The organism is Myxococcus sp. AM011, assembly GCF_013372595.1.
Taxonomy (GTDB): Bacteria; Myxococcota; Myxococcia; order Myxococcales; family Myxococcaceae; genus Myxococcus; species Myxococcus eversor.
Genome location: NZ_JABXEM010000165.1, coordinates 1 through 25,653, shown reverse-complemented (window position 1 = coordinate 25,653; position 25,653 = coordinate 1). Strand labels below are relative to the sequence as shown.

Sequence of the window (25,653 nt, the reverse complement as noted above, 5' to 3'; positions counted from 1 at the left end):
GACTTGGGGACGGCCGTTCCTAAGGTGAACCCAGGGGGAGAACGGACGCGGGGACATCCAGGGGACTCGGTGATGCCTGAGAGCGGCCAGGACGAGGAGCGACGCGACGGTTCCATGCTGGAGCGTGAGCCGGATGCCGTCGAGGACGACGATTTCGACGACGCCTTTCTCCGCGAGGTGGCTCAGGCTTCGGTGCCTCCTCGCCTGCCCGTGCCCGGGATGCGCGTGGGCGACCGAGACGGGAAGCGCTACGAGGTGCTGGAGGAACTCGGCGGAGGGGCCATGGGGCAGGTCTTCCGGGCCCTCGACACGGAGCTTCAACGGCCCGTCGCGCTGAAGTTCCTCGTCCCGCATGAGTCGATTGCCGAGGCGCCGATGATCTCCCTGCTGCGGCAGGAGGGCCGGGCCATCGCGCAGCTGGACCAGGAGCACATCGTCCGCATCTTCAACGTGGACCTCTGGAGCAGCGAGCAGAAGGAGCCGCCGGTTCCCTTCCTCGTCATGGAGTGTCTGGAGGGCGAGTCCCTGTCATCCCTGTTGCGACGCGGGCGTCCGGGACACCGACGGGCCATCGAGATTCTCGACGCGGTGGCCTCGGGGCTGGCGCACGCGCACGAGCGGCACATCGTCCACCGCGACCTCAAGCCCAGCAACGTGTTCATCACGCGCTCGGGCGTCGTGAAGATTCTCGACTTCGGATTGTCCTGGCTCGTGGCCGCGAGCACCGCGCCCGATGTGTTGCTCTCCACCGCGGGCACGCCGCCGTACATGGCCCCCGAACAGTGGCGGGGTGAGGCGCAGGATGCCCGGACCGACCTCTGGGCGGCCGGCGTGCTGCTGTACGAGATGCTCACGGGAGAGCCTCCCGTCCTGGGCACGCCCGATGCGATTCGCGAGCGCGTGACGTCTCCAGGGCCCATGCCTTCGGTCCGTGCGCGCGCGCCCGAGGTGCCCGAGCCGGTGGATGGACTCCTGGCCGAGTTGTTGGCGAAGACACCGGAGACGCGGCTGCGCTCCGCGATGGAGCTGCGCGAGCGGCTGCGAGAGGTGGAAGAAGGGCTGGCTCCGCGCCATGAGTCGAGGCGTGTCAGACCTCCTCAGCGACGGCAGGTGACGCTGGTCGCCTGTCGGCTCGCGGACCTGGCCGGACTCGCCGGACGACTGGATGCCGAGGACCTGGGCGAGTTGGAGGCCGTGTTCCATCGGAGCTGCTCGGAGGTGTTGAGGCAGCACGGTGGAACGGTCGTCCTGTCCGTGGGTGAAGAGGTGCTCGGTTGCTTCGGTCACCCCGTGGCGAGAGAGGACGACTCAGAGCGGGCCCTGCGCGCGGCGCTGCGACTGGCCGCCACCGTGGCACCGACGCTCCAGGAGTCGCTCGCGTCGCTTCGGGAGCGGAAGCTGACGGTGACGGTGGGCGTGCACACGGACACGGTGGTGTTGGACGACGCCTCCATCCAGGGCGAGGCGCCCCGCGTGGCCGCCTGGCTGGCGCGACAGGCCACGCCGGGCACGGTGTGGATCAGTGACTCGACGGATGTGTTGACGCGCGGGGCCTTCGTGACACAGGCACTGCCACCGCTGCGCTTCACGGGACTGTCGGGCGTGCGAGACGTGACTCCCTACCGGCTGGTGCAGCCACGTCGAGTCACCAGTCGCTTCGACCGGGGGCTCGTGTCGCGCAACCTCACGCCCCTCGTGGGGCGGCGCGCGGAGCTCCGGTTCCTCTTGGAACAATGGGAGGAGGCGCGCGCGGGGCGGGGGACGTGTGTGCTCGTCACGGGCGAGGCGGGCATCGGCAAGTCCCGGCTGGTGCGCGAGGTGCGCGAGCGCGTGCCTCCCTTCATGGCCCACGTGCTCCGAGGACAGTGCTGGCCTCAGTCGACCACCAGCTCGTTCGCGCCCGCCATCGACCTGCTTCGCCGCATGTTCCAACTCGACGTCGAGGGCACGCCCCAGGAGCACCGGGCGCGCTTGGAAGCGGGCCTGGGCACGCTCGGGCTGGGGGAGGGGCGCACGCGGTTGCTGTCGGGGCTGGTGGGGCTCTCCGGCGACGAGGGCGCGCCACACCTGCGCTACGCCCCAGAGCGACTCATGCAGGAGACCCTGGATGCACTGGCGCATGTGCTGACGCGCCTGTCCGAGCAGCTCCCGGTGTTGCTGGAGGTCGAGGACCTGCACTGGGCGGACCCGTCCTCGCTGCAACTGCTGGGCTTCCTCCTGGACCGCTTGCCGAAGCTGCGCGTCTGCCTGTTGCTCACGTCGCGCGTCGCATTGCCTCCACCTTGGAGCGACGATGCGCGCGTGCAGCGGTTGGGCCTGGAGCGGCTGTCACCTCCCGTCGCGGGAGAGCTGGTGCGCAAGGCCGCGGGAGACAGGCCGCTCTCGTCGGAGCTGGTCTCCCGGCTGGTGCGCCGCACGGATGGCATCCCGCTCTTCGCCGAGGAGTTGACGCGGCGGGTGGTGGAGGAGCCTCGGGGAGGCGAGTCCTCGTCGGTCGAGGTACCCGTGTCGCTGCGCGAGCTGCTCCTCACTCGGCTGGACAGACTGCCTGGCTCGCAGAAGGAGCTGGCGCAGCTCTGCGCGGTGGTGGGACGCAGCTTCTCCCATGCGCTGCTCGCCGCGCTGTCGGGACGGACGGAGACCTCGCTTCGCGCGGACCTCTCCGGCCTGGTGGACGAGGGCCTGTTGCAGCCGGCCGAGACGGTGGAGCCGAGCTACGGATTCCGGCATGCGCTCATTCAAGATGCCGCGGCGGACTCCCTGCCTCGGAAGGCGCGGCGGCACTACCACCGTCGCGTCGCGCGTGTAGTGGCGGAGCAGTTTCCGGAGATGGCCGAGGCTCAGCCAGAGTTGCTGGCGTGGCACTACACCGAGTCGGGGCAGGCGGAGGCAGCCATCCGATGGTGGGCGCGGGCGGGGGAGATGGCGAGCCGACGCATGGCCAACGTGGAGGCCATCAGCCATCTGCGACAGGCCCTGACGTTGCTGCGCGCGCAACCGCCCTCCCGCGCGCTCGATGGCGAGGAGCTGAAGCTGTTGCTCGGCCTGGCGCTCCCGCTGGTCCAGGTGCAGGGGTACTCCGCACCGGAGGTCGAGTCCGTCCATGCACGCGTGCGCTTCCTGATGCGAGAGCTGGAGGACGACCTGCCTCGGCTGGAGCCGCCGCACTGGGTGGCCTTCGCGCATGCCTTCGCGCGGGCGCACTGGGACGAGGCCCACGAGGTGGCCGAGCGCCTGGTGCGATTGGGGCGCCGGAATGGTCAGCGGGAGCTGCTGGCCCTGGGCTACCGGATGAGGGCCACGGACTTCTTCACGTGGGGCCGGCTGGCCTCCGCGCTGGAGAACGTGGAGCTGGCCCTGACGTACTCGGACTTCGAACTGGAGCAACACCAGGTCCTCGCCGTCAAGCACTGGGTCAATCCGCGTGTGGCGGCGCTGGCGTACGCGGCGGTGGTGCACGCGGTGATGGATGCGCCCGAGGCCTCGCGTGACCACGCACGGCGGGCGCTGCGTCTGGCGATGGACATCGGCCATCCGAACACCTCCGCCTTCGCGCTGCTGTACGGCGCCCTGTCCGCCCAGCTTCGTCGCGAGCCTCGCGAGGCCCTGGAGCTGTGTGACAGGAACATCGCGCTTTCTCGCGAGCACCACTTCCGGCTGTGGCTGGGCTGGTCCACGCTCATCCGTGCCTGGGCGCAGGCGTTGTCGGGCAGCGCGCGGGAGGGGCTCGCGTTGATGCAGGCGGCGCTCGGACATTGGCGACGCTCCGGCTTCAAGGCAGGGCTGCCGCACAACCTGGGCATGCTGGCTGAAATCCACCTGCTGCTCGGTCAGAAGAACGAGGCGCTCGCCGCGTTGCGCGAGGCACTGGGAGAGGCCGGGACGACGGGCGAGCGCTCCTACGAGGTGATGCTGCGAGGCCTGGAGGCGGAGGCCCTGTTCATGTTGGGGCGCGAGGACGAGGCCCTCTCCGCGCGAGCCCTCGCCCTGCGCGTCGCGGAGACCCAGGGCGCGCTGGGTTACGGTCGGCTGGTGCGGGAGCGGAAGCTGGGCCATCCGCTGGTCGAGCTTCCTCTCGTGCAGGACCTTCAAGCAGAGGAGCCCGTGCCTGGACCGTGATGCGAGGGACATCACAGCGCGGAGTGCGTGACTCCTCCCGGCAGGTCCACTTCGGGAGCGTGATGTGATGGTGTCGATGAACGTCGAGCCTGGGGGAGTCTCGGAGGCGGAGGTCGCGGTGCCTCGCGAGCAGGCGGAGCAGGTGCTGCACGAGCTCTGCACTCGTGGCGAGTATGGGGCGGCGGTGGAGCTGGCCATGCGCACCTATGGGCCGGAGCTGCGGCGACTGATGGCGTCCGTGCTCCACAATCCGGAGCTGGCGAAGGATGCGTTCGGCCTGTTCAGCGAGAACCTGGTCAAGGGGTTGCCGGGCTTCCGGTGGGAGAGCTCGTTCCGGACGTGGGCGTACCGGCTCGCGCGCAATGCCTGCTACCACCAGCTCCACTCTCCGTCCCTGCGCGAGCAACCGGTGAGCGAGCCCGCGGCGAATGAGCCGCAGCGGCACCGCACGGACACGCATCCCTGGCAACGCACCGCCGTGAAGGAGCGCTTCCGTGCGCTGCGCGAGCAACTGGAGCCACAGGAGCGGATGCTGTTGATGCTGCGCGTGGACCAACGCCAGCCGTGGACGGAGATTGCCCGCGTCATGGTGGAGTCCGACGAGCCGCTGACACGCGATGCGCTGAACCGACGGGCCGCGGCGCTGCGCCAGCAGTTCCAGCGCGTGAAGGCGCGCCTGCGGACGCTCGCCATCGAACAGGGCGTCATCTCCGCCGAAAGCGTGGAGTCGGCGGAGTGACGTGGAGGCTCATGTCGTCCTGGGGGCTGGTGCCTTCGAGCGCGTGGAGTCGGCGGAGTGACGCGCGGGCTCAGGTCGTCCCGGGGGCTGGTGCCTTGTAGACGCGGAAGCGCGTCACGGCTCGATAGCCCATGCGAGTGTAGAGGGGCTCGCCGGCCTCGGTGGCGTGGAGCACGGTGCGCTGGATGCCCCAACCGTCCCGGGCCTCCTGGAGCGCGCGCCGCATGACGAGCTCCGCCGCGCCGACCCGTCGGTGCTCGGGCGAAGTCGCGACGAGCGAGACGTACGCGACGCCCTCCACGCGGGTGACGACGGTGCTGCTGGCGGGCGCATCACCCAGGCAGGCGACGAAGCCCCGGGAGTCGGCGTGGTAGAGGCTCTCCACGTCGAACGCCTCGCGGCCCGTCTCGCGGGACACGTCGTAGGATTGGGCGTTGATGTCGGCCACGGCCTGCCGGCCCCAGGTGTCCTGGACGGGGCGGACCTCCAAAGAGGGCAGGGGGCGCACGGGCTCCGTGAGCTGGTCGCACACCATGCCGGAGAGGACGGCGAGCGGCTTGAGCTTGTACCAGGCGAGGATGGACTCGGCGCGCTCACGCACCTGGGGCGCGAGCCAGTCGTCCGAGACGACCAGCGTCCACGCGTGCCTGCCCGTGGCGAAGTAGCGCGCCGCGGAGGCGACGGAGGCCGCCAGGGACTGCTCGGTTTCAGCGGGGGCGCGCAGGAAGGCCGCGTTCATCAGGGCCCACGAGACGTGGCTCGCGGCGATGTAGATTTCGGGGCGCTCGACGACTTCTCCCGAGCGTGCCCCCAGCGCCATCCTCCGCCACGCGCCTCGAAATTGCGCATGGGACTCGTCGATCTCTGCCTGCGTCGCGGAGTGCATGGAGGGTCTCCAGGGAAGGGGTGGACCGCCGAGTGTACCCCACGTGCCCCGCATGGAAACGCGGGGCCCCTGAATCCATCCATTTCTGTTCAGCGCGCCGCCACACCGCGCATCAACGGCCGGGCCTTCTCCAGCAGCACGAGGAACTCCTCACGCTCCGCGTTGCCCACCGGTGTCGACCCGCGTGCGATGTCGCGCACCATCTCCAGGCTCCAGTTCTCCGCGTGGGGGCTTCCGCGAAGCAGCTCCGCCGCGCCCATCACCGCCGTCGCGAAGCGCAGGTCGACGCTGGCCGACTTGAACGTGCCCGCGAGTGCGCTCGCCAGGAAGGGATAGGCCCGCTCGGAGGCATTCACGCCGCGCGGCTTCTTCGCGCGCACGCGCACCGTGGCCAGTCCCGCGCCCGCTCCGGGCTTCAGCTCCACTTCGTACAGCGCGGTGACGGTGTGGCCGGAGCCCAGCTCGCCCGCGTCCACCTTGTCGTCGCGGAAGTCGCGGTCCGCGATGTTCCGGTTCTCGTAGCCAACGAGGCGATAGCGCACGACCTGCTCGGGGTCGAAGTCCACCTGGAGCTTCACGTCCTGCGCGATGACCTCCAGCGTGCCGCCGAGCTGCTCCTGAAAGATGCGGCGCGCGGCCATCAGGGAGTCCACGTAGAAGTAGTTTCCGTTCCCCTTGTTCGCGAGCTGCTCCATCGTCGTGTCCTTGTAGTTCCCCATGCCGAAGCCCACGGTCGTCAAGGTGATGCCTTCCTTCACGTGGCCCTGGATGGTCTTCAAGATGTCCTCGTGCGACGTCCTGCCCACGTTGGCGTCGCCGTCCGAGAGGACGATGACGCGCGAGTAGGACGCCCCATCCAGCGTCTTCATCGCCTCCTGGTAGGCCAGCTCGATGCCGGAGCCCATCGCGGTGGAGCCTCCCGCGGAGAGGTCCTCAATCGCGGCATGGATGAGGGCCTTGCGCTCCAGGCCCGTGGGACCGAGCACCCGCCGCACGTTGCCCGCGTAGGTGACGAGCGCCACCGTGTCGCCATCACGCAGGTTGTCCACCAGCATGCGCAGTGCACGCTGGGCCAGCGGCAGCCGGTCCGGTGAACCCATGGACCCGGAGACGTCCACGAGGAAGGTGAGGTGCGCGGGCTTGCGCTCGGAGATGCTCAGGCGCTTGCCCTGGACACCCACGCGCACGAGGTGCCGATTCGGAGTGAAGGGCGACGGGGCCGCGTCCATGTGCACGGCGAAGGGGCCGTCGCTCGGCATCGGGTCCGGGTACGTGTAGCGGAAGTAGTTGAGCAACTCCTCCACGCGCACGGCGTCATGCGGTGGCAGCGCCCCCTCCATCAGGTGTCGCCGCGTCATCGTGTACGAGGCGGTGTCCACGTCCACCGCGAAGGTGGAGAGCCGGTCCTCCGCCGTCGTCACGAAGGGATTCACGTCGGACTTGCGCGAGCGCTCCGAGTCCGGGGAGGACGGCTTGTCCTCCAGCGACGTGTCCTTCTTCCCCTGCATGTGGGCGAGGCTCGGATGCACTCTGACGGAACCCGTGTAGCCCGAAGGGGCCTTGGCCGAGCCGACTCCGGAGCCGTAGCTCATGCCGCCCGCACCGCGGCCCCTCGTGCCGATGGAGCCAATGCCAGGGCCAGGGCCCAGCTTGCCTCCAAGGCCACCGCCGCCGCCCGCGCCGGTGCCGAATATCCCAAGGCCGACCTGGGCCTTGTTCTCCTTCGCGGACGGGGCCGGGGTCGTCGGCGCGGCGGCCGCTGGCGCTGGCGCCGTCTTCGCGGGCTCGGACTTCATGACGGGCGGTGCGCTGGCTTCGAGCGCGTGGGCCCCCTTCGTGTCTCCTTGTGCCTTCGCCATCACGGGAGCGCTGTTGCCGTCCTCGCTCGGGCGGCACGCGAACATCGTGCTGCCCACCGCGAGTGCACACACGACACCCGTGACGGCCCTGGGGTTCCGCCTCATGCCCTGCCTCCGTGTCTTGGAATCGCCGCCCACCTCCGACAGCAGGCGGGCGCGAAAGGTTCCGCGCGTTCCCGCCAGACGCAGCCGCGTCACGTTGGGACGCCAGGGCCGTGGTCGTCGGGGACCCTTGCCCGCACGAGGTGTGTCTCGTGCCGGTACGCTCCTTGCTCAAGGCGATGGCCCAAGGGTGACGACACCATGTTGATCTTCTTGCGAACCAACGCCCAGGCCGACGCGGTCATCACGACGGCCAATCCGACCATCCTCCTCGCGGACTACACGGCGACCTATCCCAGGGTGGGGAACGGAGCCCGAGTTGTCGTCCCCTGGTACTCCATCGACGCGGACCCCGTGGTGTTTGGAACGCGCCTGCTCACCGTGGCGGCGGCGGACCCCGTGTGCCGCGCGCTCATCGCACGCGCCACCACGGTCTGGGGCCTGGACTTCTCCATCAACGCGGGAGCGTTCGTCACGGAGGAGGTCCAGAACAAGTATCTGAAGCTGCTCAAGGTCTGGCTGAGCCCGCTGTCGGGAAACCTGGGCAGTCGCAACGCGCATCGCTCCGACGTGGATGAGCAGTACACGCGGCTCTGGAGCTTGCACGGCCTCAATCAGGGCACGCTGCGCAACCTGGTGTTGCTGCCCTTCTTCAGCGAGCTGAACGTCGCGGGCCGGAGAGATCGCATCCAGATCTACCGCAATGTGACGGAAGCGGCCCGAGCGCTCGTGGGTGAGGTGACGACCTGGCCCTCGCGCACCATCGAGAAGATCTCGGTGTTGTCACTGCTGCGCAGCCCGGGGTTGGGAGCGCACCAGCGGCAGATGCTCTCCATCGTGGCCACCGGACTGGCCAACGGCGCCATCGCGGCCAACTACACCATGTGGGAGTACCTTCCGTACTACCTGCGGGGCGTCCCGTTGGAGCCCACCGACACGGGGACGGCGCAACCTCGCGTGCTGGGTGCCCTCCATGATTGCCTGAACGACGCACCCGACACCCGGGCGGTCGCGGATCCGGGGTTGATTGCCGCGTTCCAGGGCCTGGCGGCCGGCGCGGAGTACCGCCGTTGGCGGATGCTGCCGCCGGTGGCGCGGTATCAGGTGTTGATCAGCGACCTGGCGCGCATCCTTCCAGGAGGCAAGCAGCACAGCCCCCACATCCGCGTGGAGTTCGACCCGCTCACGCTGGGTGGACTGCCCGGCAACATCGCTGGCTACGACGGGTGGCCGGTGGCGATGCGCGTCCATGCGGGCGCGACGCCCCACGACCCAGGACAGGCCTTCCCCTTCTCCACGGGGTGGACGCGCAACGAGTACTGCTCGAACGTCGTCTCGTCGAGGTTGATGCTCGCGCCGCTCTACGCGGGCACGTCCGGCCACAACCAGGGACGCATCAGGGCGTGGCTCTCGTTCGTGCCGACCTTGCCCGCGCTCGCCAACATCCCGTTGGGGCTGGTCATCTCCGCTGGCTACTCCGTGCTCTGGCGGCTCTACTACGACAAGCGCGTGAGCGGCTTCCACACGCTGTTCGAGACGTTCCAGGGCTCGCATGCCGACGACACAGTGCGTGACTTGAGTGCCATCCCCCAGGTCGCCGGGGACGACGTGTGGAACGCCGCGCTGAACCGCTCACGCAACGGCAGGACGCAGGTGCGTTCGTTCTGGCGAGACTGCCTGGAGCTCTACAGGCGGCAAGGTCGCAATCTCGGCCGCGAGCTCAAGGTGCAGGCGGCCCAGGCGCGTCAGTTGGTCCTCCGGGCCTGCCCGGGCGCGGTCATTCCCCGGTGGAGCACGACGGGCGACGTGGACCGCACGGGAACCGAGGTGGACGTCTGGGCTGGCGACAGGAACGAGGAGGTCCTTCGCGAGTACGAGGTGTGGCGGCGTCTGACGGAGGGCGAGGCCGTGCCCCGGCTCGTGGGCGGCTCGTCGATGAACGCCGTCGTGCTGCACCAGTCGCAGGCGCCCAGCCTCCAGCCCGGACAGCGCTTGACCCTCCAGGCGGATATCGCCGCCGCCATTGGCGCGCAGAGCTACCTGGGCGACTCCCAGATGAAGAAGCTCTTCCACAAATGGCTGGTCACGAACGCCTCCGACAAGACGACCGACGAGGAGGAGAAGAGGAAGCGCGACGACGAGGTCCAGAGGATCCGCTCGTTGTTCGATAGCCTCGCCCAGGGGAATGCCGGGCCCACCTTGGCGATTGCCGACCCGTCCCAGTCTCTTCCTCCCATCACGGACGAAGGTCACGTCTGATTGGCCATGCGCGTACCGCCCCTTGCTCCCGATGCGACGTCCGCCGTGCTCGTGCTCGACGACGGGGGCGAGGAGGCGCGCCTGTTGCGCACGACGACTCGGCCTCCGGACATGGAGGGGGTGGACACATCAGGGCTCGCGGAGCTGAGGTGCTCGGGAAGCGCGCAGCTCTCCGTGGCGGGCTTTCATGATTTGGTTCGGCGACTCGAGGGCGTGAATGCCGAGTCGCTGTACGTGTTCGATTTGCGCCAGGAGTCGCATGGCTTCCTGAATGGCGCCGCGGTGAGCTGGTACGCCGAGTCCAACTGGGGCGCGGCGGGGCTGTCCGACGAGGAGGCCCTGGCGTTGGAGGCCGGACGGCTGCGGCTGCTCGCGCGCTCGCGGACGGCGCGGGTGGGGGATGCCGCCACGGTGAAGCGCCGGGAGCCCCTGGTCTCCACCGAGTGGGAGTGTCGCGAGGTCCACGACGAGGCGCGCGCCTTCGAGCTTCCACCGGAGCGCTACGTGCGGCTGCCCGTCACCGACCACACGCGGCCTCGCGACGAGACGGTGGAGCGCTTCATCCAGAAGGTGCGTTCGCTCGACGAGGGAGCGCACGTGCACCTGCACTGCCGGGGAGGCAAGGGGCGCACCGCCACGTTCATGTGCCTGCTGGACATGCTCCACAATGCGGGGCGGCTCTCGCTGGAGGCGCTGCTCGCGCGCCAGGCGCGACTCGGTGGTTATGACCTTCGCAAGGAGGCGGACCCCACCAGCCGGAAGGCCCCGTACATCGCCGAGCGCCGGGCCTTCATCGAGCGGTTCCACGCGTATGCGCGGGAGAACCCTGGCGGCGCTCCGCTCGGATGGTTGGCGTGGCTTGCTCGGCGGCCCTTGAACCCCGAACACAAAGGCTGAGCGGTGATCTAGGGTCCGCCGCATGACGCAGGCCGTTTCGGACGCATGGACATTGCCCTGGCGGGGGCTGGGGCTGAGCAGCAACCTGAGCGCGGCGGACGTACCGCAGCCCTATCGGCTGCTGGATGCGTCACCGGGCCTCTTCGACTTCGTCGAGTACAGCGCGCCCTTGTCCCTGGACGAGGCGCGCGCCCAGGCGTCGTTGTTCCCCGAGATGTGGAGCCGTCGCGCGGACGTGCCCGTGCTCTTCCATCCCGTGCACCTGAATCTCTGGGGGCCGGAGCTGGAGCCCGCCTCCGTGCTCCAGGATTTGGACGCGCACGCTCGCGCCGTGGGCAGCCCGTGGGTGGGCAATGACGTGGGCTGGTGGCACGTGCGGGGACAGCCGTTCCCGGGCTACCTCTACATCACGCCGCCCTTCAACGAGGCGGGGCTCGCGGACTGCGTGGCGCATGCGCTCCATGTCCAGTCGCACCTCTCCATGCCCCTGGTGCTGGAGAACCCCGCGGTGCTGGCGCGACGAGGGGAGTGGCACGTGCTCGACTTCCTCGCGAAGCTGCATGCGCGCACGGGCCTGCCGCTGCTGTTGGACCTGGGCCACCTCTTCAGTCACCAGCTCGCCTCCGGGTTGCCGCTGGAGTCGGGGCTGGATGGCTTCCCGCTGGAGCAGGTCGTCGAAATCCACATCGCGGGAGGCGTGGTGACGCGGCGGGGCGCGCGCGGCTTCTACGTCGATGACCACACGCAGCCGGTGCGCGAGGAGCTGTTCAAACTATTGGAGTCCTTGCTACCGCGTTGTCCCTCGCTGCGCGCCGTCACCTTCGAGGGGGATGGTCATCCTCCCGAGGTGGCCCAGGTGTCGCTGCGCCGGCTGCGGGCGATGATTCCCTCGGGGGAGCGCGCTCCGCTGCGCCTTCGCGCCCCCGAGCCGCGCGCGACTCCGCCGCTGACGGAGGAGAGCCGGCCGTGGGAGCTGTTCGAGGCGGGCCACGGCGGGGTCCCCACGGGTGTGACGGAGGACCCGGAGGGGACGCTCGCGGACCAGGACTTCCGCCTGGCCGTGGTGGCGGAGACGCTGGACAAGGACTGGCCGCTGTCCAGGCTGCTGCTGGCGGGCACGCGCGAGGACCTGGTGGCCTTCACCAGCTCGCGCGAGTACCGGAGCCTCTTCGGCGGGGGAGGGCGCTCGCTGGCCCAGACCTTCTCCGCCTGGGCGATGCGACGGCTGCGCGAGCGGCCCGACGACGGGGCCTCCGCCGCGCTGAGCCTGGAGATGATGGCGCCCACCGCGTTCATGAAGTCGGTGCCTGGCCCGGGCCCGGGGCAGGTGGGGCTCGCGGACGACGTCCGGCCCGGGAGCTTTCCGGCGGACCTGTCCGAGCTGCTCTTCGCCTCCCGGGCCGTCCGCCGGCACCTCACAGCCCGTGCGTGGGCATGTGGGGAGTTGGAGCTGTCCGGACTGGAGGCGCTGGCGCAGGTGGCTCGGCGCCCGGGGGCGGCGGCCTGGACCTACGCGGTGCGGCGCAAGTCCCCGGGACATGAGCTGTTGAGCGTGTCGCGAGGCCTGGCGGAGCTGCTCCGGGAGCTGGCGTCCCGGCCTCGGGAGGCGGCATCGGTGGCGCCGGCCCTGCTGGCGGAGGGGCTCCATCACCGGCTGATCCGCCTGGGTGACACCTCAGGAGTGGACCGACCCCTTGCGCCTGCCCGTCCGGTAGGGTAGTTCGCGCCGCAATGACGTCGTCACCCCTCGTTATCGGCATCGCGGGTGGCACCGCGTCCGGCAAGACCACCGTCGCGCGAAAGGTCCGTGAGGCGCTTGCCGACTGTCGCGTGGCCTTCATCGATCAGGACTCGTACTACAGGGACTTGAAGGACCTCCCCATCGCGGACCGCCGCGAGGTGAACTTCGACCACCCGGACGCGTTCGACACGGACCTGCTGGTCAAGCACCTCCGGGAGCTGAAGGCCGGACGTCCCATCCAGAAGCCCGTCTACGACTTCGTCACCTCGTCGCGTCAGCCCCGCACCATGGGCGTGGACCCGGGGGACATCATCCTCATCGAGGGCATCCTCGTCCTGCACATGAAGGAAGTGCGCGACGAGATGGACGTGAAGATCTACGTCGACGCGGACGATGACCTGCGAATCCTCCGGCGCCTCACCCGCGACATCAAGGACCGGGGCCGCGACTTCGACCACGTCGTCAGCCAGTACCTGCGCCACGTGCGCCCCATGCACATGGGCTTCGTGGAGCCGTCCAAGCACTTCGCGGACATCATCATCCCGCACGGCGGCAGCAACGAGATTGCCATCAGCATGCTGGTGGGCGCCCTGCGCGGGAAGCTCTCCACGTCGCAGCCCCGCGAGTAGCCGTCTTCAGCCCACGCGCCGCAGGAAGTCTCCCAGCGGCGAGTGCAGTCGCTCCGGCTCCGTCAAGAGCGCCCCATGGTCTCCGGGGCCGGGCAACTCCACCATCCGCGCGCTCACGCCCGCGGCGCTCAGCAAGTGGTACGTGTCACGCACCCGGCTCACCGGCGCCAGCACGTCCGAGCTTCCCGCCAGCAGCAGCACCCGCGCGCGAATCTGCGAGAAGCAGTCCGCCACGTCGCAGCCCGCATAGGCCGAGCACAGCGTCGCCCACGACGAGGCATCGAAGGTGTCGGCGAAGGACTCCGCCTCCGCGTCGAGCGCGGTCCGCGCCGCTTCGGCGTCAGCGAAGTGCCGGGACAGGTACTCCCGTCCGTACAGCAGCTTCTGGAAGTCCAGCCGCAGCCGCCGCATCGTCTTGCGAGGCCAGGCGTCCGGCTCGTACAAGCCCTCGCGGAAGTCCGGGTCCGCGCGGAGCAGTTGCCACGCCAGTCCCAGCTTCTCGCGCACGCCCTCCGGGAGCGCCCGCGCCGCGCCGATGGCCACCACCGAGTCCGACAGCTCGGGGAAGAGCGCGGCCAGTCGCAGCGCCACCTGTCCCCCGAGCCCCACGCCCACCAGGCCCCGGACGCGGTTCAACCCTCGCGCCCGCAGCAACGCGGACACCCCGCGCGCCATGTCGAGCACCGTGAGGGGCGGCAGGTTCAGCCCCAGTCGCTCGCCCGTCTCCACGTCCACCGTCGCCGGTGAGGTGCTCCCGAAGGGACTGCCCAAGAGGTTCGGGACGATGATGGGCATGATGTCCGGGTCCAACGGCCGCCCCGGGCCCACCAGCTCACGCGCCCAACCCGCATGCTGATACGCGGAGTCTTCCACGGGCCCCAGCGCCTGGTGCGAGTGAGATAGGTCGTGCAGCAGCACCACCGCTTTGCCGTCGCACGGTTCCCCGTAGGCCTCCCAAGCCACCTGGGGGTTGCGCAACAGCTCTCCCTCCTCCAGAGGAAGCAGCGAGTTGAACAGGTGGGTGCCGGTGGCCTGGATCACGTTGGGGAATTTTCATATCACTGCCTGCTCCACCGCACAGGAGACTGCCGCTTGAAGCGCTATTTCGGAGTCATTGTCCTCGTCGCTGGTGTGCTGCTGGGCGCCATCATGAGCTACCGCACCGCCACGGCCCGCACCAAGGAGGCGCAGCGCGAGGCGGACGTCCAGCGCATCCACGCCGACTATCTGGAGCGAGTCTCCTGGATGCGAGTCAATCCGGACGACAACGCGTATCGCGAGGAGCTGAAGCCCTTCTTCAAGAACTACTTCGAGCAGGTGGATGACCACCTGAAGGCGTTCAACGGAAACAAGAACTTCGACAACTACCTCCAGGAGGTTGAGAAGCGCGCCGAGAGCGGCAAGGACGAGCGCGCCGGAGACCGCAAGGCGTTCTACGACTACACGCGCAAGGTCTTCGACAGCCTGCGCGAAGGGCGGTACCGCCCGGTGTGGACGGCCACGGACAAGGGCATGCGCCTGGATGTGGTGTCCTCGGACGTCATCATGGTGATGGGCAAGCCGCAGGTGCGGTTGCAGCTCGCGCTGTGGGGCGCCCAGCGGTTGCTGAAGGACGAGGGCAAGGTGCGCAAGATGATCACCAGCGCGACCTTCGACACGGTGTGGAAGCTGACCGACGCGAAGGGGAAGCTGTTGGGCGAGATGCGCGGCGCGGACCCGTCGATGAAGATCGACCACCCGGAGCGCTTCATCGCGGAGTTCCCGCCGCAGATGGTGCTGGGCCACTACGACCTGGACCTGATGCCCCTCGAGGTGGCGAAGCTGGACATGACCATCAACATCACCTCGCGCGCGGCCTCGGGCGGTGACGCCACGGCCACGTACGTGTGGAAGCTGGACGTGCCCTCGGAGTGGAAGCTGGGGGCGGGCGAGACGTGGGAAGGCGCCACGCAGGAAGAGCGCCCCGAGGACGAAATCGACCCGAGCAAGAAGGCCGCCGCGAACTAGCGGCCTTCGGGAGGAGGGGGCGCGGAGGTCTTCGCGCCCTCACTCCACGACGGTGAAGTGGGAGCCGAGCCGGTACGCGGACAGCGTGCCGGTGTCGTCCAGGAAGTAGAGGTTGAGGCGCACGTCCGCCTGAAGCGCGACGAGCCCCAGCCCCGCGCGCACCTCCGCCAGCACCTGGCCCCCGCGAGGGTCCACCGCGCGCACCTTCTCGCCCGCGAGCAGCGTGACGCCTCGCGCGGTGCGTGCCGGCAGCGCGCCGATGAGCGGCTCTCCGGCGGCACCCACGCGCCAGTCCACCGTGCCGGACGAGGCCACCCGCGCCGCCGCGCCCGAGGCGCTCGTCACCACCACCGCGCGCGGCATGGGCGCCAGCGCATAGGGGCCGGGCCCCAGGTTCAGGGGCCGTTCCCACACCCGCTTCCCCTTCGCGTCCAGGCACAGCAACATGCCTTCGCGCTCCCGCTCTCCGGCGATGAACACGCGCGAGCCCACCGGCAGCGGCGCCGAGGGGTGGGTGAGGTTGGGCTCGTGCGTCCACGCCGCCTCGCCCGTGTGTGCGTCCGCCAAGAGCAGGGCCCAGTGCGAGCCGCGCCCGAGGAGCGCCAGGAAGCGCCGTCCCCACGGCACGGGGGCCCCATGGAAGGGCATGGGCGCGCGCATCCGGTAGCGCACCTGTCCGTCCTCCAAATCCAACCCGTAGACGTAGCCGGAGTCCGTCGTCACCAGGGCGCGGTGGCCCTGCGTCGTCAGCCAGCTTCGCTGCGTGCGTGGAGGCGCGAGCCGCCACACCTCGCGGCCCGTGGCCTCCGCGAAGGCGACGACGGTGCGGTCCTCGGAGAGCGTGAGGAGCAGCCCGTCCTTGCGCAGGAGCAGCGGCCCCAGGGGGATGCCGTCATGGTCATGCAGCCAGCGCGCGCCCGCGCCCCGGCCCGTGAAGCCGTACACGCGTGACAGGTCCGCCGCCACCGCGTGCCCGTCCGCGGACGCCGCCACGCCCAGCGCCGCCACCCGCTTCCACAGCCTTGAGCCGTCCTTGCGAGAGAAGGCCACTGTCGCCTGGGGTGAGCAGCACACCGGGCCGTGACGCCCCAGCAGCAGCCGGGACTCCTCCGCGTCCTCCAGCCCGCGCTGCTCCCACAGTCGGTCGAACCGCAGGCGCCGCAGCCGACCGGGCACCTTCAGGGGCTTCGATACCCCCAGGGGCGTCCGCGTGCGCTTCTCGCGCGCCGCTCCGGTCTGCTCCGGGGGCGTCACCGCGCCTCTCAGGTGGGACAGACCCTCGCGGCACCGGTCAGCCAGCTCCACGAGGTAGGGGTTGCTCACCTGCGCGCGGTCCTCCTCCGCGAAGGTGGCGGCGAGCGCCTCGCCCAGGTGGAAGAGGGCCGTGGCCAGGGACGTCCCCGTCAGGGAGAAGGGCGTTCCGGTGCGTCCGGTCCGGGCCTTGCCCGTCTTGAGGTCCAGCAGCAGGGGAGTCCGGGCGCCCGCGGGCTCCAGCTCGAAACGCGCCTCGCCCAGTTCGACGGCCCGCGTCAGCTCCACGGCCTGCCGCGACAGCTCCAGCACGGTGAGGAAGGGCGGGGCCTGCACCTTCCAGGCATCGGGCCGGCCGGGCAGCGCCAGCCACACCTCGCCCGCGCCCAGCAGGGGGGCCAGGGTTCCGGACGCGCCGCGCTTTCCTCCTTCACGGGTGGCTCGGGCGCCGGAGTCCTTCAATTCGAAGCCGAAGCCGGGGGTATCCGGCGGCTCCACCCGCTTCACGGACGGGCGGGCGGGCTCTTCGTCCGGGGGCCTCGCCGGGCGACCGAGCTGCTTCAGGGGCTCCGCCAGGGCCTGGGCCAGGGGGCCCGAGACTGATTTGGGCGCCACCCGGGTGACGTCCGACAGGAAGCGGGTGCCGGTGCCCCGGACGGCCTCGGTCAGCTCCGCGGCGTCTACCCGCACGGGGGGCCGCATCAACCGGGCGGGTCGGGCGAGGCTCGCCACCAGCAGCTCCACCTCCGGGCCGACCCTGCGGAGCACCAGCTCCAGGTGGGCCTCCGCCAGGGAGACCTGGGCCATCCCCCGCCCGCCGATGTGCAAGGAGGCCACGGCGCGCACCAAAGCGGGAACGACTTCTGCTAAGGACTCCTCCACCGCGCCGGACAGCAGGTCCACTCCATCCAGTTCCAGTGCGATGGAATCCAGCGGGGAGGCCGAGGGTTCGCGTTTCCAACGCTGTCCGATGCGTATGCGGGTCATCTTCGGTTCGTTGACAAGCCAGTTTACCGATGGCTAGCATCCGCCGCCCATACGGACCTACATTTTTGTAACCGTTCGGAATTCTTGGGGAATACTCGATGACATTTTACGAGGCCGCGCTCCGAATCCTGGAGAGCGAAGGTCGTCCCCTCCACTTCCTTGAAATCACCGAGAAGTCCATCCAACAAAGCCTGCTCTCCCACGTCGGCAAGACGCCTGAGGTGACGATGCTCTCGCGTCTCGCCGCCATGGCGCGTCGCACGAGGGACCGCAAGGTGATTGTGACCGCGAAGGACACCTTCGCGCTGGTGGATTGGTCGATTCCCGAGGATGTGGAGGCCCTGGCGCAGACTGGCGTAATCGAGCCGAATCCGGAAGAGGACCTGCCACCGCTGCGTCCCGCGGAGCGGCATCCGGAGCCGCGCACGGACAATGTGCGTGCGGCGGGCAGAGGCAGCGAGCGCAAGCGTCGGAGGGACGAGGACGAGGAGCGGGGTGGAAAGCGCAAGCGCTTCCCGCCGCTGCCCGAGGTGGTGTTCGAAATCCTCAGCGATGCCGAAGCCGGGCTGCGCACCGAGGTCATCATCGAGCGCGCTCGGAGCAAGGAGCTGTGCGCCGAGGACCTCACGGTGGAGGCGGTGCTCACGGCGCTGTTGGAGGACAACCAGCGTCGAATCGACGCGGGTCGCCGTCCGCAGTACGCGTTCGACAAGGACTCCGGAGAGGTGACGCTGGAGCGCGCGGGTTCGCCGAGCGAGGCTCCGTCGCTGGAGCTGCAGGCCGCGTTCGCGCAGGCGCTGGGCATTCCCCTGGAGGCCGGGCGGCCGGTGCTGGCCCGTACGGCGGCCGCGGCGGTGGCGGGCGAGCCGGTGGTGGATGCCGCGCTGCTGGCCACGCTGCGCACGTCGCTCAAGGATGCGCGCCGGGCCGTGGCGCGCGGGCTGCGCAAGCGCCTGGGCGAAGCGGACGTGGGCACGTTCGAGAAGTCCGTCGTCAAGATGATGCACGGGCTGGGCTTCCGTGAGCTGAAGGTGGCCAAGCGCTCCAAGGAAGGCCCCCTGCTCACGGCGCGCAAGCGCGAGGGCAGCGTGGAGCTTCGCTACGCGGTGCGCATGCTGAAGGGCGCGCCGGCCATCGACCGCAAGTCGGTGCAGGAGCTGCGCAGGGACTTGAGCCACTACTCGGCGCAGGTGGGCCTGTTGGTGAGCGCGGGCGATGTGCGCGGGGATGCGCGCACCGAGGCGCAGGCCAGCGGCTCGCTGGTGATGCTGTGGTGCGGCGACGCCCTGGGAGAGAAGTTCCTGGAGGCCGAGACGGCCGTCACCGTCACCCGGGTGGAGCTGTACGAGGTGGACGAGCGCTTCTTCGAGGCCGCGAAGCTGGACGCCGAGGAGGCCCAGAAGCGCCGCGAGGAGCGTCAGCGCGAGAAGCAGAAGGGCGAGGACGAGTCTCCGGAGGTCGCCGCCGCCGCCGAGTCGTCGGAGCGGCCGGAGCGGCCGCCCCGCGAGAAGCGTCGCCGGGAGAGGGATCGCGAGAAGCGCGAGGCCCGCTCGGGTGGCGAGGTGGAGGTGTCCTCCGAGGGTGCCGAGGCGCGAGCGGGCGGTGAGTCCGCGGCCGAGGGCCGGGAGAGCTTCCCCGCCGCGCCTGTGTCCCCGCCGCAGTCCACGGGTTCCGAGGACGAGGAGGGCGAGGACGGGGATGACGACGAGGACGATGACCTCGAGGCCGCCAGCGCCTTCGTGGGAGCGCGTCCGGAGGGCGGAGCCGCCGAGGGTGGCGATTCCGCGCAGGGTGACCGCAAGCGTCGCCGTCGTCGTCGTCGCGGTCGCCGCGGGCGTGGCAACCGGGCCACCGAGGGTACCGCCGCGGCTCCGGGAGAGGCCGGTGCCGCGCCTTCGGGCGAGGGTGTCGCCGCGGCTCCGGGCGAGGCGGGCTCCACTGCTCCAGGAGAGGCCGGTGCCGCGCCTCCGGGCGAGGGTACCGCCGCGGCTCCGGGCGAGGCGGGCTCCACTGCTCCAGGTGAGGCCGGTGCCGCGCCTTCGGGCGATGGTGTCGCCGTGACTCAGTCCGAGGCGGGCGCCGCTCCTTCGAGCGAGGGTGCCACGTCGTCGGGCGAGGCCAGTGCCGCGTCCCAGGGTGAGGCCGGCGCCGCTCCTACGGGAGATGCGGGTGGCGCTCCGGTCAGTACCTCCGAGAGCGGGGCTCCGGCCCTTCCTCCAGAGGTCGCCGAGTCCACGGAGGAGGGGCGTCCCGCGCCCGTCGCCGAGGCCGCGCCCACCGAGTCGCACCGCGACATCCCTCCGCCTCCGCCGGCCACCGAGTCGACGCAGGCGGGTGCGGCGCACGAGGTGCGAGAGGCCTCGCCTCCGTCGACCCGCGGCCCGTCCGAAGGGGGAGAGGGCTGACACGGTTCGTCGCGGAGGGTGGGATTGGCCGGCACGGGCTGTCTCCAGGTGTTAGCCTGGAGGAGCGATGAAGCCGGCCCTGATTCTCGCCCTCTGCGTCGTCCTCGTTGGCGCCTGCCGGTCGCAGGCGCCACGCTACCCGGTGGCGCCGGTGGACGTGTCCGGTGCCACGGTGCGGGACAACGCCCTGCTGGGTCTGGCGCCGGAGAGTGTCGCCACGCTTTTCACCCAGGCGTTGAAGTCCTCCCGTCGCTTCGAGCTGAAGGCGGAGGACGCTCCGCGCGAGGTGCGTCCCTGGCGGCTGACGCTGGACGTCCCCTTCACGCGCGAGGTGCTGAAGGACGGAGACCCGCGCAGCTTCGCCGAGGTGGGCGCCAACCTCGTGCTGGAGCGCTTCGGCGGTGAGTTGCCCCAGCACTACGAAGTCGTCGGCCTGGGCGAGGCGCCGGTGCTGGAGGACACTCCCGCCGGGCGACAGGCCGCCATGCGCACCGCGCTGGAGGCCGTGCTGCGGCAGGTGACGGACTCGGCGGCGCTGCAGCTCGGCGCGCTGGAGCGCACCGACGAGGTGTTGGTGCAGGAGCTGCGCGCGGACGACACGCGCATCCGCGAGTTCGCGTTGCGCACGCTGGCCGAGCGCCAGCACCCCGCGGCCGCCCCGCTGCTCATCGACCGGCTGAAGGAGTCCTCCGACGGGGACGTGCTGCGCAAGACGATTGGCGTGCTGGTGGAGATGAAGGCGCGCGTCGCGGTGCCCGCGCTGATTGACCTGGCGCGCGGGCGCGACAACGGCTTCGTGCAGGAGCTGGTCTTCGCCGTGGGGGAGATTGGCGGCCCCGAGGCGGAGGCATACTTGTATACGGTGGCTCAGGGGCATGACGCGCCCGCCGTGCAGGCCGCGGCGCAGCAGGCCCTGGAGACGCTCTACGCATCACGCAAGCACATCACCGCGGAGGCGCGTGGCCGGGACCACGCGGACTGACATCGAGATGACGCGTTCGTTCGCAGTGGGTGGCGCCGTCCTTCTGGGCGCCCTGGTGCTGGGCAGTGGCTGCGCGAAGCGCGTGGAGGCGGAGCCGGAGAAGCAGGCCGCGTCCGGCAGCGTGTCGGACTACTACCCGCTCGCGGTGGGCAACCGGTGGACGTACCGGGTCAACGGCCGCGCCGACAAGCTCGTCACCGTCGAAATCCTCAAGCAGGAGGAGGGCTACTTCCACGACAACCAGGGCGGCCAGCTCTCGGTGGACGCCTACGGCCTGAGGGACCCCAAGCGCTATCTGCTGCGCGGGCCCCTGGAGACGGGTCACGCGTGGACCAACGTGGTGTCCGTGTCCTCCACGGAGCGCTACCAGATTGTCCAGGCGGGCAGCTCGTGTGACACGCCCGCGGGCAGCTTCCCGTCCTGTGTGCAGGTGGAGGGCCGCAACCGGGTGGATGCCCAGGCCACGCTCATCAACACCATGACGTTCGCCCCGGGGGTGGGGATGGTGCTGCTGGAGACGGCGCTGGAGACCGCCAGCCAGCGCATCCCCCAGACGCGCCTGGAGCTGACGAAGTACGAGCTGGAGGGCAGCCGTCCCCCGGCCGCGATCACCCCTCCCGCCGGCTGACCGCCGGGCCGGTGAACAGGGAAGGGCAGGCATCGGGGTGGGCGAGTTGAAAGCCCGTCCTCCGGTCCGTACCCTTGCGCCTCGTGCGAGGTGCCGCCGTGCCCGTGGAAACGACTGAGCAGACGCAAGAGGAACTCATCCTGGGGTTCCTCTCCGAGAGTGGTGACGACTACACCTCCGGCGAGGCCCTGTCGGGCAAGCTGGGCCTTTCCCGCACGGCCGTCTGGAAACGCGTGGAGGCGCTGCGGACCAAGGGCTACCGCATCGAGGCCATCCCCGCCCGGGGCTACCGGCTGGTGGAGGTGCCGGACCGGCTCACCTCGCTGGAGGTGACTCCGCTCCTGGATACGCATGACCTGGGGCGCACCCTTCACCACCACGCGGTGCTGGGCTCCACCAACGAGGTGGCCTTCCGGCTGGCGCAGGACGGCGCCGAGCACGGCGAAATCGTGGTCGCCGAGCAGCAGACCTCCGGCAAGGGCCGCCGGGGACGGGTGTGGGTGTCCCCACCGGGGCTCAACCTGTACTTCTCCGCCATCCTCCGCCCGGAGCTGCCGCCCCAGCGCGCGCCGGAGCTGACGCTGGTGGCCGCCGTGGCGCTGGCGGAGACGCTGCGCGAGTTCGGCACCGACGCCGCCATCAAATGGCCCAACGACGTCCAGATTGAGGGACGCAAGGTGGCGGGCATCCTCACCGAGCTGTCGGCCGAGCCCGAGCGCGTCCACTTCGTCATCATCGGGGTGGGGGTCAACCTCAACTGCCAGGCGGAGCACTTCCCGGAGGAGCTGCGGGAGGTGGCCACCTCGGTGTCGCTGGCCCGGGGCGAGCGCGTGCACCGCGCCCAGTTCGCCGCCCAGCTCTGGACCCGGCTGGAGGAGTGGTTGGACCTGTATCTGGAGACGGGCTTCGACGCGGTGCGCACCCGCTGGAAGGAGATGTCCTCCACCCTGGGGCAGGACGTGCTGGTTCGTACGGACCGCAACGAGCTGCGGGGGCTGGCGGTGGACATCGACCCCTCGGGGGCGCTGCTCGTGCGCACGGAGTCCGGGCAGGTGGAGCGCGTGCTGGCGGGGGACGTGGAGCAGCTACGGCCCAGGCAGGCGCCGCGCACGCGGTAGGCGAAGGGCAAGTCGGTCCGCGACGAGGCACCTTCGGGGTAGAGTGCGGGTGTGATGCTCCTGGCCATCGACGTTGGTAACACCAACACCGTCCTCGGCGTGTTCGACGGCCGCAAGCTGCTCGACCACTGGCGGGTGGAGACCAGCACGCGGCGCACCTCGGACGAGTACGGCATCCTGGTGCGCCAGCTCTTCTCCCACAGCGGCATCGACGCGGCGAAGGTCGGCGCGGTGGCCGTGTCCAGCGTGGTGCCGCCGCTCCAGTTCAGCATGGAGAAGATGAGCGAGCGCTACTTCCGGCTGCGGCCCATGTTCGTCGGGCCGGGCGTGAAGACGGGCATGCCCATCCTCTACGACAACCCGCGCGAGGTGGGCGCGGACCGCATCGTCAACGCGGTGGCCGCGTACGAGAAGCACCGCTCCGCCATCATCGTCGTGGACTTCGGCACCGCCACCACGTTCGACGCGGTGTCCGCCCGGGGCGAGTACCTGGGCGGCTGCATCTGCCCTGGCATCAATATCTCCATGGAGGCCCTGTTCCAGAACGCCTCCAAGCTGCCGCGCGTGGAGTTCGCCCGGCCGCCGCACGTCATCGGCCGCAACACGGTGCACTCCATGCAGTCGGGCCTCGTGTACGGCTACGTGGGGCTGGTGGACGGCATCTGCGCGCGCATGCAGGTGGACCTGGGCCAACCCGCGAAAGTCATCGCCACCGGAGGCCTTGCCTCGTTGGTGGCCAGTGAATCCAAGGCCATCCACGAAGTGGACGAGCTCCTCACGCTCGAGGGCCTGCGCATCATCTACGGAAGGAACCACGCGACATGACCACCGCCGCCCCCCACAACATTCCGGCGCCGCCCCCAGGCTGTCCCTTCAACGCGGAGTTCCTGCCGCCCAACCTGCGCAAGCACGTGGACCCGGCCGCGCCGGTGCCGCTGCGGATGATGGCGGCCAAGTCGCTGGTGCCGCTCAGCCCGTCGGACATGCTGGGCGCGCTGTACATGCTGACGTTCGACCCGGACGCGGCCGTGCGCGAGACGGCGGCGAAGACGTCCGCGGGCCTGCCGGACCGGATTCTCGGCTCCGCGCTGCGCGACGAGGACGTGCAGCCCCAGGTGCTGGGCTTCTTCCTGGGCATCCTGAAGGAGAAGGACGCCTACGCGGAGATGCTCATCCTCAACTCCAACACGCCCGACGATGCGGTCGCGGCGGTGGCGCGCGAGTGCAGCGCGAAGCTGGCGGAGACGATTGGTCAGAACCAGCTGCGTCTCTTGCGGCACGAGGACATCCTGCGCAACCTCTGCTCCAACGCGCAGGCGCAGGTGTCGCTCATCGACAGCGTCTGTGACTTCGCGGTGCGCAGCGGCCTGGTGCTGGCGGACGTGCCGCAGATGAAGGCCGCGCGCGTGCGCCTGTTCGGACCGGAGGCCGCCGAGGCGCCGCCGGACCCGGGCCCCACCGCGAGTCAGGTCCTCCAGGAGCTGGGCGGCGAGGTGGCGGACGAGAACGCCGCGCCGCTGGAGGAGGGCAAGCGGCTGACGCTGGCGCAGCGGCTGATGAAGATGTCCATCGCGGAGAAGATCAAGCTGGCGACGCTGGGCAACAAGGAGGCCCGCACGGCGCTCATCCGCGAGACGAACAAGCTGGTGGCCGTGGCCGTCATCCGCAGCCCGCGAATCACCGACGGCGAGGTGCTGTCCTTCGCGGCCAACCGCGCGATGATGGACGACGTCCTGCGCGTCATCTACAGCAACCGCGAGTGGACGAAGAACATCAAGGTGAAGCTGGCCCTGGTGAAGAACCCCAAGATACCGCTCACCGTCACCATGAAGTTCCTCAACTCGCTGCGCGACAACGACATCAAGGACCTGAGCCGCGACAAGAACGTGCCCGCGGCCGTGCAGGGGTTCGCCAAGAAGATGTTGGAGAAGAAGAGCACGCCCAAGAAGACCGACGACAAGTAAGGGGCGGGGTGGGGGAGCCTTCCGGACGGGAGGCTCGACCCCGGTGTCACACCGCCCCGGGCACCAGGTGCTCCGGGGCGTTCGAGGTGCTTCAGGCCGCGGCTTCGTCGGCGTCGGCCACGGCGGAGGCGGGCTCCTCCAGGAGCTGCTGGGCGATGACGAGCGCCTTCTTCGTCTTCTCACGCAGCTTCTCGTCGTTCTTGATGCGCGCGTAGAGCTTCGTCACGCGCTCCTCGTTGCGGACCGCGGTGGCCTCCAGCTCGGAGATGCGCTTGCGCAGCTCGTCCGCCTCGTCCGCCGCGCGGGTGCCCTGCTCGGACAGCTCCGCCTGGGTCTGCTCCAGTTGGCCGCGCAGCTCCTCGGCCTCGCGCTGCGCCGTGTCCACCTGGGCGCGCAGGCCCTCGGCCTCCTCGTGCGCGGCCTGCACGTCCCCTTCGAGCTGCCCGGTGCGGTTGCGCAGCTCCTCCAGCTCGGCGTTGAGTCCGGCGACCTGCGCGGCCTGCTGATCCAACTCCTCCTGGACGGTGGTGAGCCGGGCGGCGGCGCCGCGCGCCTCTTCCTTGGAGGTGGCGAGCTGCTGGTCCACGCGCTTGCGCTCCGCGGCGAGCGTGTCCGCGCGCGTGGTGAGCGTCTTGATCTGCGCGTCGCGCCGGGCCATCTCCGACTCGGCCGTGCTGGACTTCTGCTCCAGCTCCAGGTGCTGGTCCTTCAGCTCGACGATCTCCTGGTCCTTCTGGTTCAGCTCCGTCTTCAGGCGCAGGATCTCCTTGTCGCGCTTGTTGACGGCGTCGCGCAGGGCGAAGGTGTCCTTGTCGTTCTTCCCGACGGACGCGCGCGCGGTCTCCAGCTCGGTGGCCTTGCCCTCCAGCTCCGACTCCAGCTCGCGGACCCGGTCCTCGGCCTGGGCGGCCACGCCGCGCGAATCCTCGAGCGACGCCTGCAACTCGGCGACCTTGGCGCGCAGGTTGCGCAGCTCCGAGGCGTCGGCCGCGGACGTGACGGGCGCGGCCGGGGTGGCGGCCACGGGCGCGGCGGTGGGGCGCGAAGGCGTGGCCGGCGGGGTGCGCGCGGGCGGCGGGG

17 protein-coding genes and 1 pseudogene are annotated in these 25,653 nt (G+C 70.2%); 13 read left to right on the top strand and 5 right to left on the bottom strand.

Annotated features, from left to right (window positions below; genetic code table 11):
* Positions 1–72: 72 nt before the first annotated feature.
* Entirely contained in the window at positions 73–4,119 is a 4,047-nt protein-coding gene (locus HUW62_RS29560; RefSeq protein WP_176436310.1) for a protein kinase, read from the top strand.
* A 67-nt stretch (positions 4,120–4,186) separates the two neighbouring features.
* Positions 4,187–4,858, top strand: a complete 672-nt coding sequence (locus tag HUW62_RS29555) for an RNA polymerase sigma factor (RefSeq protein WP_240356260.1) — start codon at positions 4,187–4,189, stop codon at positions 4,856–4,858.
* A gap of 70 nt (positions 4,859–4,928) precedes the next feature.
* Here the strand turns inward: HUW62_RS29555 and HUW62_RS29550 are convergent, their stop codons facing one another.
* Positions 4,929–5,744, bottom strand: a complete 816-nt coding sequence (locus HUW62_RS29550; protein ID WP_163864602.1) for a GNAT family N-acetyltransferase — start codon at positions 5,742–5,744, stop codon at positions 4,929–4,931.
* Between the two features lie 89 nt (positions 5,745–5,833).
* Positions 5,834–7,708 (bottom strand): von Willebrand factor type A domain-containing protein, encoded by a 1,875-nt coding sequence (locus HUW62_RS29545; protein WP_255203708.1) that lies wholly within the window; start codon positions 7,706–7,708, stop codon positions 5,834–5,836.
* Between the two features lie 198 nt (positions 7,709–7,906).
* On the opposite strand from HUW62_RS29545, the gene HUW62_RS29540 reads away from it, so the two are divergent.
* The 4 genes from HUW62_RS29540 to udk are packed head-to-tail and all read left to right on the top strand — an operon-like array spanning position 7,907 to position 13,231.
* Positions 7,907–9,964: a hypothetical protein gene (locus tag HUW62_RS29540; RefSeq protein WP_163864603.1), complete on the top strand. Its 2,058-nt coding sequence runs from the start codon at positions 7,907–7,909 to the stop codon at positions 9,962–9,964.
* 6 nt (positions 9,965–9,970) lie between these two features.
* Positions 9,971–10,861 carry a protein tyrosine phosphatase gene (locus HUW62_RS29535; protein WP_163864604.1) on the top strand — a complete coding sequence of 297 codons (891 nt, stop codon included), beginning with the start codon at positions 9,971–9,973 and terminating at the stop codon, positions 10,859–10,861.
* A gap of 22 nt (positions 10,862–10,883) precedes the next feature.
* Positions 10,884–12,581, top strand: coding sequence for a DUF692 family multinuclear iron-containing protein (locus HUW62_RS29530; RefSeq protein WP_176436309.1), 1,698 nt, complete (start codon positions 10,884–10,886; stop codon positions 12,579–12,581).
* A gap of 11 nt (positions 12,582–12,592) precedes the next feature.
* The gene (gene udk, locus HUW62_RS29525) at positions 12,593–13,231 is read left to right on the top strand and encodes a uridine kinase (RefSeq protein WP_176436308.1); all 639 of its coding nucleotides are present in this window, start codon (positions 12,593–12,595) and stop codon (positions 13,229–13,231) included.
* Between the two features lie 6 nt (positions 13,232–13,237).
* Here the strand turns inward: udk and HUW62_RS29520 are convergent, their stop codons facing one another.
* Positions 13,238–14,272, bottom strand: coding sequence for an alpha/beta fold hydrolase (locus tag HUW62_RS29520; protein WP_163864607.1), 1,035 nt, complete (start codon positions 14,270–14,272; stop codon positions 13,238–13,240).
* 51 nt (positions 14,273–14,323) lie between these two features.
* On the opposite strand from HUW62_RS29520, the gene HUW62_RS29515 reads away from it, so the two are divergent.
* Complete coding sequence (locus HUW62_RS29515) at positions 14,324–15,238, top strand: hypothetical protein (protein WP_176436307.1); 915 nt, start codon at positions 14,324–14,326, stop codon at positions 15,236–15,238.
* A 39-nt stretch (positions 15,239–15,277) separates the two neighbouring features.
* Here HUW62_RS29515 and HUW62_RS29510 read toward each other — a convergent pair whose 3' ends face one another.
* Entirely contained in the window at positions 15,278–17,476 is a 2,199-nt protein-coding gene (locus tag HUW62_RS29510; protein ID WP_163864609.1) for a PQQ-binding-like beta-propeller repeat protein, read from the bottom strand.
* Positions 17,477–17,574: 98 nt separating this feature from the next.
* On the opposite strand from HUW62_RS29510, the gene HUW62_RS29505 reads away from it, so the two are divergent.
* The 6 genes from HUW62_RS29505 to HUW62_RS29480 all read left to right on the top strand — a co-directional run bounded on the left by HUW62_RS29505 (position 17,575) and on the right by HUW62_RS29480 (position 24,573).
* Complete coding sequence (locus HUW62_RS29505; protein ID WP_255203707.1) at positions 17,575–19,881, top strand: restriction endonuclease; 2,307 nt, start codon at positions 17,575–17,577, stop codon at positions 19,879–19,881.
* Positions 19,882–19,948: 67 nt separating this feature from the next.
* Positions 19,949–20,863, top strand: a complete 915-nt coding sequence (locus HUW62_RS29500; RefSeq protein ID WP_163864610.1) for a HEAT repeat domain-containing protein — start codon at positions 19,949–19,951, stop codon at positions 20,861–20,863.
* Entirely contained in the window at positions 20,841–21,491 is a 651-nt protein-coding gene (locus HUW62_RS29495; RefSeq protein ID WP_176436306.1) for a hypothetical protein, read from the top strand. Before HUW62_RS29500 ends, HUW62_RS29495 begins: the two co-directional genes overlap by 23 nt.
* 98 nt (positions 21,492–21,589) lie before the next feature.
* Positions 21,590–22,609: a biotin--[acetyl-CoA-carboxylase] ligase gene (locus tag HUW62_RS29490; RefSeq protein WP_176436305.1), complete on the top strand. Its 1,020-nt coding sequence runs from the start codon at positions 21,590–21,592 to the stop codon at positions 22,607–22,609.
* Between the two features lie 54 nt (positions 22,610–22,663).
* The gene (locus HUW62_RS29485; protein ID WP_163864613.1) at positions 22,664–23,434 is read left to right on the top strand and encodes a type III pantothenate kinase; all 771 of its coding nucleotides are present in this window, start codon (positions 22,664–22,666) and stop codon (positions 23,432–23,434) included.
* Complete coding sequence (locus HUW62_RS29480) at positions 23,431–24,573, top strand: hypothetical protein (protein WP_163864614.1); 1,143 nt, start codon at positions 23,431–23,433, stop codon at positions 24,571–24,573. Before HUW62_RS29485 ends, HUW62_RS29480 begins: the two co-directional genes overlap by 4 nt.
* Positions 24,574–24,664: 91 nt before the next feature.
* Here HUW62_RS29480 and HUW62_RS29475 read toward each other — a convergent pair.
* Positions 24,665–25,653 (bottom strand): annotated as a pseudogene (locus HUW62_RS29475) (hypothetical protein); the annotation flags it as partial.

Excerpts from the sequence above, each read along its gene's own strand:
- HUW62_RS29560 (WP_176436310.1), top strand. The coding sequence starts at position 73 with ATGCCTGAGAGCGGCCAGGACGAGGAGCGACGCGACGGTTCCATGCTG.
- HUW62_RS29555 (WP_240356260.1), top strand. The coding sequence starts at position 4,187 with ATGGTGTCGATGAACGTCGAGCCTGGGGGAGTCTCGGAGGCGGAGGTC.
- HUW62_RS29550 (WP_163864602.1), bottom strand. The coding sequence starts at position 5,744 with ATGCACTCCGCGACGCAGGCAGAGATCGACGAGTCCCATGCGCAATTT.
- HUW62_RS29545 (WP_255203708.1), bottom strand. The coding sequence starts at position 7,708 with ATGAGGCGGAACCCCAGGGCCGTCACGGGTGTCGTGTGTGCACTCGCG.
- HUW62_RS29540 (WP_163864603.1), top strand. The coding sequence starts at position 7,907 with ATGTTGATCTTCTTGCGAACCAACGCCCAGGCCGACGCGGTCATCACG.
- HUW62_RS29535 (WP_163864604.1), top strand. The coding sequence starts at position 9,971 with ATGCGCGTACCGCCCCTTGCTCCCGATGCGACGTCCGCCGTGCTCGTG.
- HUW62_RS29530 (WP_176436309.1), top strand. The coding sequence starts at position 10,884 with ATGACGCAGGCCGTTTCGGACGCATGGACATTGCCCTGGCGGGGGCTG.
- udk (WP_176436308.1), top strand. The coding sequence starts at position 12,593 with ATGACGTCGTCACCCCTCGTTATCGGCATCGCGGGTGGCACCGCGTCC.
- HUW62_RS29510 (WP_163864609.1), bottom strand. The coding sequence starts at position 17,476 with ATGACCCGCATACGCATCGGACAGCGTTGGAAACGCGAACCCTCGGCC.
- HUW62_RS29505 (WP_255203707.1), top strand. The coding sequence starts at position 17,575 with ATGACATTTTACGAGGCCGCGCTCCGAATCCTGGAGAGCGAAGGTCGT.
- HUW62_RS29500 (WP_163864610.1), top strand. The coding sequence starts at position 19,949 with ATGAAGCCGGCCCTGATTCTCGCCCTCTGCGTCGTCCTCGTTGGCGCC.
- HUW62_RS29485 (WP_163864613.1), top strand. The coding sequence starts at position 22,664 with ATGCTCCTGGCCATCGACGTTGGTAACACCAACACCGTCCTCGGCGTG.
- HUW62_RS29480 (WP_163864614.1), top strand. The coding sequence starts at position 23,431 with ATGACCACCGCCGCCCCCCACAACATTCCGGCGCCGCCCCCAGGCTGT.